General features: G+C 37.8%; 13 protein-coding genes. 7 read left to right on the top strand and 6 right to left on the bottom strand.

What is annotated here, in order from left to right; all coding sequences use genetic code 11:
• Nucleotides 1-108: 108 nt before the first annotated feature.
• The 4 genes from rpsA (at nt 109) to pyrF (ending at nt 3,516) form a co-directional block, all read left to right on the top strand.
• A complete protein-coding gene (gene rpsA / locus F968_RS09940) occupies nt 109-1,782 on the top strand; it encodes a 30S ribosomal protein S1 (protein WP_004792715.1) in 1,674 nt (557 codons plus the stop codon).
• A gap of 156 nt (nt 1,783-1,938) precedes the next feature.
• Nucleotides 1,939-2,241, top strand: coding sequence for an integration host factor subunit beta (locus F968_RS09935; RefSeq protein WP_003651488.1), 303 nt, complete (start codon nt 1,939-1,941; stop codon nt 2,239-2,241).
• A 25-nt stretch (nt 2,242-2,266) separates the two neighbouring features.
• Nucleotides 2,267-2,632, top strand: coding sequence for a lipopolysaccharide assembly protein LapA domain-containing protein (locus F968_RS09930; protein ID WP_004792713.1), 366 nt, complete (start codon nt 2,267-2,269; stop codon nt 2,630-2,632).
• Between the two features lie 185 nt (nt 2,633-2,817).
• Nucleotides 2,818-3,516 carry an orotidine-5'-phosphate decarboxylase gene (pyrF, locus tag F968_RS09925; RefSeq protein ID WP_034596617.1) on the top strand — a complete coding sequence of 233 codons (699 nt, stop codon included), beginning with the start codon at nt 2,818-2,820 and terminating at the stop codon, nt 3,514-3,516.
• Here pyrF and F968_RS09920 read toward each other — a convergent pair.
• Both F968_RS09920 and F968_RS09915 read right to left on the bottom strand, forming a co-directional pair.
• Entirely contained in the window at nt 3,513-4,424 is a 912-nt protein-coding gene (locus F968_RS09920; protein ID WP_004792710.1) for a LysO family transporter, read from the bottom strand. The two genes, pyrF and F968_RS09920, sit on opposite strands and share 4 nt — an antisense overlap.
• Before the next feature lie 46 nt (nt 4,425-4,470).
• On the bottom strand, nt 4,471-6,018 hold the full coding sequence (locus F968_RS09915; protein WP_081399522.1) for a flavin-containing monooxygenase: 1,548 nt from the start codon (nt 6,016-6,018) through the stop codon (nt 4,471-4,473).
• Nucleotides 6,019-6,139: 121 nt separating this feature from the next.
• Between F968_RS09915 and F968_RS09910 the strand changes: the two genes are divergently transcribed.
• The 3 genes from F968_RS09910 (at nt 6,140) to F968_RS09900 (ending at nt 10,914) form a co-directional block, all read left to right on the top strand.
• Nucleotides 6,140-7,162, top strand: coding sequence for an AraC family transcriptional regulator (locus F968_RS09910; RefSeq protein ID WP_013198070.1), 1,023 nt, complete (start codon nt 6,140-6,142; stop codon nt 7,160-7,162).
• A gap of 77 nt (nt 7,163-7,239) precedes the next feature.
• The gene (zapE, locus tag F968_RS09905) at nt 7,240-8,382 is read left to right on the top strand and encodes a cell division protein ZapE (protein ID WP_004792704.1); all 1,143 of its coding nucleotides are present in this window, start codon (nt 7,240-7,242) and stop codon (nt 8,380-8,382) included.
• A gap of 366 nt (nt 8,383-8,748) precedes the next feature.
• On the top strand, nt 8,749-10,914 hold the full coding sequence (locus F968_RS09900; protein WP_004792701.1) for a malate synthase G: 2,166 nt from the start codon (nt 8,749-8,751) through the stop codon (nt 10,912-10,914).
• A gap of 70 nt (nt 10,915-10,984) precedes the next feature.
• Here the strand turns inward: F968_RS09900 and F968_RS09895 are convergent, their stop codons facing one another.
• The 4 genes from F968_RS09895 to F968_RS09880 are packed head-to-tail and all read right to left on the bottom strand — an operon-like array spanning nt 10,985 to nt 13,492.
• Nucleotides 10,985-11,398 carry an ExbD/TolR family protein gene (locus tag F968_RS09895; protein ID WP_004792699.1) on the bottom strand — a complete coding sequence of 138 codons (414 nt, stop codon included), beginning with the start codon at nt 11,396-11,398 and terminating at the stop codon, nt 10,985-10,987.
• 19 nt (nt 11,399-11,417) lie between these two features.
• Nucleotides 11,418-11,840 carry an ExbD/TolR family protein gene (locus F968_RS09890; RefSeq protein ID WP_004792697.1) on the bottom strand — a complete coding sequence of 141 codons (423 nt, stop codon included), beginning with the start codon at nt 11,838-11,840 and terminating at the stop codon, nt 11,418-11,420.
• A 15-nt stretch (nt 11,841-11,855) separates the two neighbouring features.
• Nucleotides 11,856-12,737, bottom strand: a complete 882-nt coding sequence (locus F968_RS09885) for a MotA/TolQ/ExbB proton channel family protein (protein WP_004792695.1) — start codon at nt 12,735-12,737, stop codon at nt 11,856-11,858.
• A gap of 41 nt (nt 12,738-12,778) precedes the next feature.
• Nucleotides 12,779-13,492: an energy transducer TonB gene (locus tag F968_RS09880; RefSeq protein ID WP_004792694.1), complete on the bottom strand. Its 714-nt coding sequence runs from the start codon at nt 13,490-13,492 to the stop codon at nt 12,779-12,781.
• Nucleotides 13,493-13,522: the final 30 nt, after the last annotated feature.

Below are 13,522 nucleotides of genomic sequence, written 5' to 3'. Positions count from 1 at the left end.
ATAGAATTATCAGTTGACGCATAGCTTGATCAGTCTATAAAGACTATGTTGATACTTAACTAAACCGGCCTTGTCTGATCCAAGACCGCTGAATTTATCAGGTATATCATGACCGAATCTTTTGCAGCCCTCTTTGAAGAAAGTGAATTAAACCTCAACGTTGAAAAGGGTGCAGTCATCCAAGGTGTTGTTGTAAACATCGATAGCGACTGGGTAACTGTTGACACTGGCCTAAAGTCTGAAGGCATTGTTGACCGTGCTGAATTTTTAAATGAACAACGTGAACTTGAAGTTCAGGTTGGTGATACTGTTGATGTAGTTGTTGAAGCTCTTGACAACGGTATGGGTCAAACAGTTTTATCACGTGAAAAAGCTAAGCGTGCTGAAACTTGGACTAAACTTGAAAAAATCTTTGAAGATGGCGAAATCGTTACTGGTGTTATCTCTGGTAAAGTTAAAGGCGGTTTCACTGTTGACATCGGTCCTGTTCGTGCATTCTTACCAGGTTCATTAGTTGACACTCGTCCTATCCGTGACACTACTCACCTTGAAGGTAAAGAGTTAGAGTTTAAAGTAATCAAACTTGATGCTAAACGTAATAACGTTGTTGTATCTCGTCGTGCTGTTATGGAAGCTGAATCTTCTGCTGACCGTGAAGCATTACTTGCTCAACTTGAAGAAGGTCAAACAGTTACAGGTACAATCAAAAACCTTACTGATTACGGCGCATTCGTTGATCTTGGTGGTATTGATGGTCTTCTCCATATCACAGATATGGCTTGGAAACGTATCAAGCACCCTTCAGAAGTTGTTGAAGTTGGTCAAGAAGTTACTGTTAAAGTACTTAAATTTGACCGTGAGCGTAACCGCGTATCTTTAGGCCTTAAGCAATTAGGCGAAGATCCATGGTTAGCGATCATGAGCCGTTACCCTAAAGGTTCTATCGTTAAAGCTCGTGTAACTAACTTAACTGACTACGGTTGTTTCGCTGAAATCGCTGAAGGCGTTGAAGGTTTAGTTCACGTTTCTGAAATGGACCACACTAACAAAAACATCCACCCATCTAAAGTTGTTCAGATTGGTGATGAAGTTGATGTTATGGTTCTTGAAGTTGACGAAGAACGTCGTCGTATCAGCCTTGGTATCAAACAAACTCGTGCTAACCCATGGGAAGAGTTTGCTAAAGCTCATGAGAAAGGCGAAAAAGTATCTGGTACTATCAAGTCTATCACTGACTTTGGTATCTTCATCGGCTTGAATGGCGGTATCGATGGTTTAGTACACTTGTCTGATATTTCTTGGAACGAGCAAGGCGAAGAAGCTATTCGTCGTTACAAGAAAGGTGACACTGTTGAAGCTGTTATCTTGTCTGTAGACGCTGAAGGTAACCGTATCAGCCTTGGTATCAAGCAATTGAACAGCGATCCGTTCAATGATTTCTTAGCTGCTAACGAACGCGGTGCTTTAGTTAAAGGTACTGTAACTGCAGTTGATGCTCGTGGCGCAACTGTTAAGTTGGCTGACGAAGTAGAAGCTACTCTTAAAGCTTCTGAAATCAACCGTGACCGCGTTGAAGATGCAACTAAATTCTTAGAAGTTGGTCAAGAAGTTGAAGCGAAAATCATCAACGTTGATCGTAAATCTCGCTCTATCAACTTGTCTGTTAAAGCAAAAGACGAAGCTGAAGAGAAAGAAGCGGTTGCTAGCTTGCGTACAGCAACAACAAATCAAGAAAATGGTCCTAAGACTATTGGTGATTTGATTAAAGCTCAAATGAAGTAATAGGTTAACAAAGTACAGTTTCATGTAACGGAATTGTACTTTTTATACAAATTACTGTAAACGGTAGCCTAGTATTCAACATACTGCGCTACCGTTTTGTATTTAAACAGGTTATTATCAAACGACATAGAGTAGCAATAAATAACGAGGTCGTAGATGACTACTGAAGCTCTTAATAAGTCTGATTTGATTGAACGCATTGCGCTGAAAAACCCACACTTAGCTGAACCTTTGGTGGAAGAGGCGGTTAAAATTATGATTGATCAAATGATAGAGGCCCTATCAACTGATAATCGAATTGAAATCCGTGGTTTCGGTAGCTTTGCTTTACACCACCGTGATCCAAGAGTTGGTCGTAATCCTAAAACTGGAAGATCAGTAGAAGTGGCAGCTAAAGCTGTTCCACATTTCAAACCCGGTAAAGCATTGCGTGATGCAGTCAATGAATCCGGGAAATAAATAAAAATTTATAAGCGGGGTGCCTATGCGTTATATTTTAATTGCATTGCTTATTGTTGTATTTGGTTATTCTTTAGCACTTGTATTGCAAAATCCAACAGAGCTGTCTGTTGATTTGTTATTTACCCAAGTTCCAGCTATGCGTTTAGGCTTATTATTGCTACTCACATTGGTGCTTGGAACAGTGGTTGGTCTTTTGTTAGGTGTGCAAGTTTTCAGAGTATTTCAAAAAGGCTGGGAAATTAAACGTCTTCGTAAAGATATTGACCATTTGAGAAAAGAACAGATTCAAAGTGCTCAATTGGCAGCAGCAGAAGCCGCTGCAAATGTAAGACATGAAAAAACCGTTTTAGATGTTTATCCCCAAGATAAAAACTCTACTCCGTTATAATTCGAACACTACTCTTTATTTACGAGTAAAGAGTAGTATATTCCTTAATTTATTAGTCTGTTCTTCTTTGTATTTTTCTAAAAATAAGTTCCCATAACATTATTGTCTCTAAATTTGAAAGCCTTCCTTATACATTCCTTTATTACTTGATGCCTTGTCTATTATAATGATGCTGATTTTATATGATGGAAGAAAGTCTCTTGAGTATCATTGTTGCGTTAGATGCAAAAAGCCAATATGACGCTTTAAAAATTGTTGAACAACTTGATCCTACTTTATGTCGTGTAAAAGTGGGTAAAGAGCTTTTTACTCATGAAGGCCCATCTGTTGTAAAAAAACTTCAAGAACAAAACTTTGAAGTTTTTCTTGATCTTAAATTTCATGATATTCCAAATACTACCGCTCAGGCTGTCTGTGCAGCAGCTGATTTAGGAGTGTGGATGGTCAATGTCCATGCTTCTGGTGGCCGTAAAATGATGGAAACTTGTGTAGAACGCTTAAAAGCAGGTAACTATCAAACTCAATTAATTGCGGTTACTGTGTTAACTTCAATGGGACGTGAAGATTTAAAAGATATTGGTCTAGATGTTGAGCCAGTAGAGCATGTAAAACGTTTAGCTAAACTCACTAAAGAAAGTGGATTAGATGGTGTGGTTTGTTCGGCGCAAGAAGCGAAAATTCTTCGCGACTTAATTGGACAAGACTTCTCTTTGGTAACACCTGGTATTCGTCCAGAAGGTTCAAATGCGGACGACCAAAAACGTATTGTGACTCCGAAGCAAGCTATACTTGATGGTTCTACACACTTAGTCATTGGTCGACCGATTACTAAAGCAGAAAATCCAACAGAAATGTTGAAGTCTATTCTTACTTCAATTGCTTAAAAATTTAGGAATAAGCTAATTAATAGCGGGGCGAGTAGGCTTAATAATAAGCCGCTCATCATGGCATGTGGTACATAATGTGTACCACATGACTGTTTTACCATGGCCAAGGTAACATCCATTGACGTTGCGCCAGCACTTGAGATAGCAGGGCGTGGAAAACGCCATCCCATTGTATACATTAAAAATATAGCAACAATTTCTCTAAATAAATCTGTTAATAATGCAATACCACCTAGTTCTGCCGAGTGTAATTGCGTAAATAATATCCCTGACATTGAATACCAACCATAACCTTGTGCTAATGCTAACGTTTCATTCAGTGCAAAATGCTTACTAAGCAAAAAGTAGTTAAAGAAACCCGCTATACATGAACCGATAAATGCAGCCAAAGGTACAATTAAAATCTTCCAGCTTAACCATGTACGATTAAAATGAGTGAAGGCAAGTTCAATACCAATTAAGAAAATAAACAGTAATAATAAATACCAACTATTAAAAGCCATATGTGAATTGAATTGAGTGGCGATAGCTCCTAATAGAACACCCACGCCTAAAGCAAGAAAGGCCTTTGCAATATTTTTTAAAGCATTTACAAAAAGTTGAAGTGAGATTTTGCCTTTGACACTTTCTTTATCAAAAATTGTATAAGCCAATAAACAGATAAAGAAAGAACCAAAAGATGTTGTAATAGCGATAATAATAGCTGGTGGAAGTATGGCCGAAGGATTCTCAATTTGATCAAGTGCTAGCGTTAATTCTAAAGCTACACTTGCTAAGAGAATATAAGAAAAATAGGGCAGTATTTTAAAAATAAACTTTTGGATATTTAAAGATAGTTTGGGTGCTAGAAAATAGCCTGAAGCAAGTGCTAAAAAAATTTGAATAATGAGATAAAAAGATTGCATATAAAAGGTGGATTGTTTTTAACCCACCTATTATGTCTTGAACATCTTAAGCTGCATAGCTCTGTGAGCTTTTATTTAGAAGTAAGTAATCTTTAGGATTAACTTTGCGCGTTTCTAACCAGTACTTCCATGTATAGGTAGGCCATAGTGAAAAGTTTTTTCCGTCGGCAGATTGATACCAGCTACTACAACCTCCAGCTTGCCATACAGTTCCTTTAAGCTGATTTTGAATCCGTTCGTTAAAAGTATCTTGAACTTCTGGTTTAATCTCAACTGCTTTTTGCCCAGACTTTTCTACAAGTTGGATGAGTTGTAAAATGTAATTTACTTGAGATTCAATCATAAAAATAATCGAATTATGGCCTAGTACTGTATTAGGTCCGACTAATTGGAACAGATTCGGAAAGTTTTTAGTCATAATGCCATAATAACTTTCAGCACCATTTTTCCACGCCTGTTTTAACTCAACTTGATTGCGTCCAATACAAGTGAAATGTTTCAAGTAAATGCGTGGGTCAGTAATAAAACCAGTACCATAAATTAAACAATCAATAGATCGTTCTTTACCATCTTTAGTGACAATACTGTTTTCTTTGATTTCTTGAATACTATCCGTTACTAGCTCAACATTTTTAAGGTTAAATGTAGGGAAATATTTATTTGAAATAAGAATACGTTTACATCCCATCACAAAGTCAGGTGTAAGTTTCTTGGCTACTTCTTTGTCTTTCACTTGGAAGCGAATGAAAGCTTCTGCCAACTTTTGACCATATTTCATAATTTGGGGTTGAACAATGGGTACAACGCGCGACTCATTACTCCAATAAAGACGACTACGATGAATTTGGCGATAAAGATTAGAAGATTTGAATAATACTTTACTCAAACGAGAGTATTTGCGTTCATCACGTGGTATTACCCAAGCTGCCGTTCTTTGGAATACATAGAGCTGTTTAACATCTCCGGCTATTTCTGGAATATATTGGATTGCACTACCACCTGTACCGATAGAAGCGACTGATTTACCGTTTAGGTTATAGTCATGCTCCCACTGTGAAGAGTGAAAAACTTTTCCTTTGAATTTTTCGATGCCTTGAATATGAGGGATTTGTGGGATATGCAACGGGCCTGATGCAAAAACAACAAATTGAGCTTCAATCGAAGGTTGATTTTTAAAATCTAAAGTCCACACATGACGCATTTCATCATATTGGACATGAGTTACATCATGGTTGAATTTACAATAATTTTTAATCTTATATTTTTTTGTAATATCTTGAATATATTGAAAAATCTCTGGTGCTTCAGCATAGCGTTTTGACCAGTCAGTTTTGGGTGCAAAAGAGAGAGAATACATATGAGATTGAACATCACATGCCGCACCTGGATAGCGATTTTCTCGCCAAGTTCCGCCGACATCGTCTGATTTTTCTAAAATAACAAAGTCTTGCTGTTGATTTTGCAGTAAACGGATAGCCATTGCTAGGCCACCAAATCCAGCGCCAATAATAGCGATTTTAGTTTTTTGAATAGCATCTTGCTTTGTGTTTAGCATTGGAAACCCTGCATAAGCTGAAAAGAGGATTGCAGGCAAGACTAACGTTTTTTAATCAGTTTAAACATGATTGTATCGACGTGAAAATTGATAGATTCGGCAATTAATTTTCTTTCTTCTTTATAGTAAAACATTTGAGTCTAGGGAAATTGATAGAAGAATGAAACGGTCGATACTTGGTTTAATGTATTTAATTCAAGGAATGCGCAATGCGGGCATTGATGTCGACTCACGTTTGGCTGGTATAGGAATTAAGGTTGATGCTTTAGATCCGAGCTCCACAATTCATGATCGCTTAGAATGGGATATACAACAAATTATTAGCGAAAATGTTGAGCCTGAAAAGGGTCTATTCATTGGACAGCATTATGCTTTAGCTGGTTATGGCCCATTGCTTATGCTGCTTGTAACAAGTAATGATGTTCAAACTGCATTAAGTAAAGGGATAAAATATCAAAGACTTACACATTTATTTGGTGCTTTAGGGCTTTATGAAACGGATGAGCGTACGATCTTAAATTATTTGCCTGTTGATTTGAAAACCCAAGTGGGACAGTTGCGGGCACAATGTGAAGTTTCAGGAACTTATAAATTTATTCAAGATATTTATATGATGATGGGATTAGAAATGCCCGCTATGCGTATAGAACTTCCATTTGAAAAACCAACGGATTCAGAAACCTTATCTCGCTATTTTGCATACTATGGCGATGATGTGCACTTTAATGGTAAATATGCAGCATTTAGCCTAAGCAAGGATGTGCTTGAAATCAAAATCCCTTCTGCGGACATCATTACACATCGTATTTATGAATCAAAATGTATTACAGAAATAACAAGATTAAATCAACAAGATCACCAAACTCCACATATCATACAATGTGTGCAAGATTATCTTGAGTTGCAACAAGGAATTATCCCGAGCATGGCGGAAACAGCTTTTGCATTGAAAATGCCTGAAAGGACATTAAGGCATCAATTGCAACAGTTAAATACGAGTTATAAGCAAATTCGTGAACAAATTATTAAGAATAAGGCATTAAAGCTTATGGAATATAGAGAATACTCAATAGAAGTTATTGCCGACTTACTCGGTTATTCTGAACCAGCGGCATTTAATCATGCATTTAAACGATGGTTTGGACAGAGTCCTCGACAATATGGCAAAGAGTCATCGTCGTAATTCTTGATGCTAAAAGCTAATGTGGTTGAACAAAATGTTCGCTATACTCCTATCAGTTAAAATTGAAATAAAACGATATGTTAAATTTAAAATCTTCTCATAGTACTGCATTCTCACCTTCTTCCCCAGCAGAACGCTATGCTGAGGCTTTAGCTTCAGGCCAGTTTATGGCAGATGAAGCGCAAGCACAGGCCGTGCAAGAATTAGACCGTGTATGGAAAGAACTTTTAAACCGTTATAAAGCCTCTAAAAAAGCTTTCCGTCGTTTTCGCCGCCAAACTTCACCTAAAGGTGTCTATATGTGGGGTGGAGTAGGCCGTGGAAAAACTTGGCTTATGGATCAATTTTATGAGTCAGTGCCATTTCGTCGTAAAACACGTATGCATTTTCATCATTTCATGCAACATGTTCATAAAGAATTAAACAAGCTTTCTGGTCAACGTAATCCACTTGAAATTGTGGCTGACCAAATTTATAAAGATGCAGTCGTTATTTGTTTTGATGAGTTCTTTGTATCAAACGTAACTGATGCAATGATCTTGAGTGATTTATTCCAAAAATTGTTTGTTCGTGGTGTGACATTGATTGCCACATCAAACATTGCACCAGACGGTTTATATAAAAACGGTATTCATCGTGATCGTTTCTTGCCAACAATTGAAATGGTTAAAAAGAACTGTACTGTTTTAAACGTAGATGCAGGTGTGGATTATCGTTTACGTGTCTTAAAACAAGCTCAATTATTTAAATCACCATTAAGTAATGAAGTCCAAAGTTGGATGGCGGAACGTTTTAGCGCTTTAACTCACACACAAGCTCATTCTCAAGAGCCGATTGTGATTAATAATCGTGTGGTCGAGACTCTTGGTCATACAGAAGATGTGTTGTGGTGTGAGTTTTCTGAACTTTGCTTTAAACCACGCAGCCCAGCAGATTTTATTGAAATTGCAAATATCTATAATACGGTTCTGGTAAGTAATGTTCCGCATTTAACAGATTTCTTATCCGAAGGTACACGTCGTTTTATCTACTTAGTCGATGAGTTTTATGATCGTGGAGTAAAACTACTTTTAACTTCGCAAGATAGTATTATTGATATTTATCAAGGTGAAAAATTAGCCTTTGAAATTGAGCGTACTCGTTCGCGTTTATTGGAAATGCAATCAGATGAATATTTGCATTCAGAACATCGCCATATTGATGAAGCTAAAAACACATAAAAAATAGATATGAAGAGCGCTCTTTATAGGGCGCTTTTTTTACAACAAAAATAGATAATTTTAGTTAAATAATGCTTTTTCATGCTGCAAAGTTTGATATAACTAAATACGCTTTAGAAAAATAAGATAGTGGAATTTTTTGTCTGTTAACAAAAAGTCTAGTTTCAGTATCTTTAAATATTGAATAAATTGTTGGGAATCCTAGTTAGAATTTTAATATTTCCTATATAGAGAAATTTATCTTTGTCAATAGTTTTACAAGGGAAAATGCTTACTATTTAGGAATGTGATATTAGTATTCAGCTTAATTTAAATCGGTATACTAGGATTCTCTTGGTATAAAAAGTAGCAACTTCAGGAAAGACAATGACTGCACGTATTCAAAAAGGCAAGTTAGCGATTGCTAAAGAACTTTACGATTTTATCGAAAATGAAGCTTTACCAGGTTCTGGTTTAGATAGTGAAACTTACTGGAAGAACTTTGAGCAAGTTGTTGTCGATCTTAGCCCAAAAAATAAAGCATTATTGGCTAAGCGTGATGAATTACAAGCAAAAATTGATGAATGGCACCGCAACAATAAATTTGAATTAGGTGCTTATAAGGCATTCTTAACAGAAATTGGTTATTTATTGCCAGAAGTTGAAGATTTTCAAATTACAACTGAAAACGTTGATGAAGAAATCGCATTATTGGCAGGGCCGCAGTTAGTTGTACCTGTACGTAATGCACGTTATAGCTTAAACGCAGCAAATGCGCGTTGGGGCTCTTTATATGATGCACTTTACGGCTTCGATGTAATTTCTGAAGAAGGTGGAGCTGAAAAAGGTAAAGGATATAACCCAGTACGTGGTGCAAAAGTGATTGAGTTCGCTAAAAACTTCTTAAATGAAGTTTTCCCACTTGCACAAGGCTCACATGCAGATGCGACAAAATATGCGATTGAGCAAAATAAACTTGTTGTGACTTTGAAAGATGGTTCAAAAACAGGCTTAGCTCATGAAGCTCAGTTCGTTGGTTTCAATGGTGAAGAAGCGAACCCTACAGAAGTTGTTCTTTTAAGTAATGGCCTTCATGTCATTATCGAAATTGATGCATCTAGCCCAATTGGTCAAACTGATTTAGCGGGTGTTAAAGACTTAACATTTGAAGCGGCTGTAACTACTATTCAGGATTTAGAAGATTCTGTTGCGGCAGTAGATGCTGAAGAAAAAGTTGAAGGTTACCGTAACTGGTTAGGTTTAATGAAGGGTACGCTTCAAGAATCTATCGAGAAAAATGGTAAAATGATTGTTCGTGATTTAAATAAAGACCGCGAAATTAAAAACTTAATTGGTGGTACAACGAAACTTCATGGTCGTTCACTTATGTTACTTCGTAACGTAGGTCACTTAATGACTAACCCAGCTATTTTAGTAGATGGGGAAGAGATTTTCGAAGGTATTATGGATGCATTGGTAACACCATTGTTGTCAGTTGCAGACATCCGTAGTGAAAACGAAAACAAGAACTCTCGTAAAGGTTCTATGTATATTGTTAAACCAAAAATGCATGGTCCAGAAGAAGTTGCGTTTGCTGTAGAGTTATTTGAACGTGCTGAACAAGCGATTGGTTTACCACCTAAATCGTTAAAAATCGGTATTATGGATGAAGAGCGCCGTACATCTGTAAACTTGAAAAACTGTATTGCTGCGGCAAAAGACCGCACGATCTTTATTAATACTGGTTTCATGGACCGTACTGGTGATGAAATTCATACCTCAATGGAAGCTGCACCAGTTGTTCGTAAAGAAGCTGTAAAAACACAAAAATGGATTGCTGCTTACGAAAACCGTAACGTTGCAATTGGTTTGAAGACTGGTTTACAAGGTAAAGCACAAATTGGTAAAGGCATGTGGCCAAAACCAGATAGCATGAAAGATATGTTGGCAACTAAAGCTGCACATCCAAATGCGGGTGCTTCATGTGCTTGGGTTCCATCTCCAGCAGGTGCAGTACTTCATGCGATGCATTACCATCAAGTGAATGTTAAAGCACGTCAAGATCAGTTGAAAGCTGAAGAAATGTTGTCATTAGATGACTTGTTGACTCCTCCGTTTGCACCAGAAACCAACTGGTCAGCAGAAGAAATCAACAATGAGCTTGAAAATAACTGCCAAGGTATTTTAGGTTACGTTGTTCGTTGGGTTGACTTAGGCGTGGGTTGTTCGAAAGTTCCTGACATTAATAATGTAGGCTTAATGGAAGACCGTGCAACATTACGTATTTCTTCTCAACACGTTGCAAACTGGTTACGTCACGGTATTGTGACTCGTGAACAAGTTGAAGAAGTGCTTAAACGCATGGCAAAAATTGTTGATGAGCAAAATGCGAATGACCCATTGTATAAACCAATGGCTGCTAACTTTGAAACTAACATTGCTTTCCAAGCTGCTTCTGACCTCATCTTTAAAGGTTGTGAACAGCCTTCAGGTTATACTGAGCCGTTACTTCATGCTGCTCGTTTAAAATTAAAAGGTTATACAGGTGACTAATTTTAACCTGTCATAAAAAAAGCCTCTTCGGAGGCTTTTTTTATTTGAAAGAATAAATTAAATGTATGACTTAACTATTACTCACAATTCCAATTTTGGTGACACCTAAACGCTGCGCTGTAGCCATGACCATAGCCACATTTTTATATTCAGCCATTTGATCTGGTTTAAGTTTGATCTGGTCTTGATCTTTTTTAGCAACCACACTTTGAAATAAAGTCTCTAGTGCGGTGCGGTCTGAAACCTGCTGGTTATTCCAAAACACTTTACCTGCTGCGTCAATTCTTACATCAATCACTTCAGGCGGCTTTTCATTTGTTGGAGGCGGTGTGCCGTTTGGCAAATTAATATTAATCGCGTTGTTTGGTGCAGGGATGGTAATAATGAACATAATAATAAGTACCAACATGACATCAATAAGAGGTGTCATATTAACTTCTAACATCACATCGTCATCATTATTTGAACCGACATTCATACCCATAAAATTCTCCTTAAAATACTTACTGGGAGGCTGGTGGGGTAGTAACAAATGCAATTTTGCCAATACCAGCTTGTTTGGTCGTGCTAATGACCTGATCTATCGCCTCGAAATGAGTAAGCTGATCTCCGCGAATATGAACTTCTGGCTGAGGCCTTTTTTGTGCAACTGCTTGAAGCTTTGATAGCAATATTTCTTTATTAGGCACATAGCTTTCATTCCAGAAAATATCTCCTTTCTTGTTCACAGAAAGTTGAATATTTTCAGGTGTGGTGGCATATGGCGTATTTTTTTCTTCTGGCAGTTTCACTGGAACCGTATGTGTAACTACCGGAATCGTAATTAGAAAAATAATAAGTAAAACTAACATGACATCAACCAGAGGCGTCGTATTAATTGCACCAATCATTTCGTCATCATCTTCAGAACCCACACTCATACCCATAACGTTTGCTCCTCGTTATTTAATGCTGCGGTTAACCGAATTATTGGTACTAATTTCACCGCTTAATAAAACTGCGTGTAAATCTGAACCAAACGAACGAACATTTTCCATAACGGCTTTATTACGGCGAGTCAGCCAGTTGTAACCAAGTACAGCGGGTACTGCGACTGCAAGACCAATAGCTGTCATAATTAGAGCTTCACCGACAGGACCAGCAACTTTATCAATAGATGCCTGACCTGAAATCCCGATAGCTGTTAATGCGTGATAAATTCCCCAAACCGTACCAAAAAGACCGACAAATGGCGCAGTAGATCCAACGGTTGCTAAGAAAGCTAAACCACCACCTAAATGATTTTGTATTTTTTCAATTGCGCGTTGAATTGATATGCTCACCCATGTATTAAAATCGATTCGCTCAAGTAAAGAGCCGCCGTGCGATTTAGTTGAGTTAATGCCTTTTTCTGCAATAAAGCGATATGCGCTACTTTGTTCTAAATTATCAGCTGCATTATCTAGTGAAGTTGCTTCCCAAAAACTTTTCTCTGCTTCTTTACCTTGGCGTTTTACTTTAGCTTGCTGTAAGAATTTTGAAATAATGATGTACCACGTGCCAATAGACATCAGTACTAATATAAATAAGGTAGATTTAGCGACTAAGTCTCCTTCACGCCAAAGCGCTTCTAGACCATAAGGGTTTTTAACAGTTTCGCTTGTTGCTGGCTTCGGTGGTGGAGTTGGAGTATTTGCATTTGAAGTAGCTTCAGCGGTTGCTGTTGCCACAGGAGCATTACTGGTTTCTTCTGCAAAAACCGAGTTTAATGGAAGTAATGAGCAAGCTGCGATTAAACTTGCAGAAGCGAAACGTACTAGCGGTTGAGTTGATTTTTTCATCATATTATCTCCAATATTTTTTAATTTCTGACTAATTCAATTGTTTATTCAATTACGAATGGATATTCAATTTCATACCAGTCTTGCTGAGGCACGCCATCTTTCATTGCTGGTTTGAATGTACATAAGCTGTAAGCTTTAGTTGCTGCTTTATCTAAGGTTTTGCTGCCACTTGATTTTTTTACTTTGGCATCAATGACTTTGCCTGAAGTATCAACCAAAACACGTATACGCACCGTACCTTGTTCTTCATTCATCAGTGCTTCACGAGGATATTCCGGTTTTTCACAGCCAGCAGAACCTTCCGAAACACCACGAGTTACGCCAGCTGGTTTAGGAGCTGGGGCAGCTGCCACTGGAGCTGGTGCGGCAACAGGGCTTGGTGATGGGGTGCTAGGTGCAGCAGGAGCTGGGGTAGCAACTTTAGTTGGTTGAGCTACTGGTGTCGTTTTTTGTACCGGTGTCGCTACTTTCTCTACTTGTTTAGGCGGCTCAGGAACTTTGGCAACTTTTTCTACCATTTTAGGTGGTTCAGGCGGTTTTTCCTTAGGTTTTGGCTCCTCCGGTTTAGGTGGAGGAGGTGGTTTAATGTCTTGAATAATTTGTAATTCCACAGGTTTTTCTGCTGGTTTTTGAATATTGTTTGCTAAACCTGACATCAGAATATAGGCAACAAGAAGATGCAGAAAAAGTACTGCGGCAATACCAATAAGGCGCTTTGCAGATTTATTTTCTATGTCTGTAAAAGTCATGCCCATAGTTACTCCTGAAACTTGAGACAAACAATT

This window comes from Acinetobacter sp. NIPH 817 (genome assembly GCF_000368405.1).
Classification (GTDB): Bacteria; Pseudomonadota; Gammaproteobacteria; order Pseudomonadales; family Moraxellaceae; genus Acinetobacter.
Note: the sequence above shows the minus strand (reverse complement) of the source record. Positions and strands in the feature narration are given on the sequence as shown.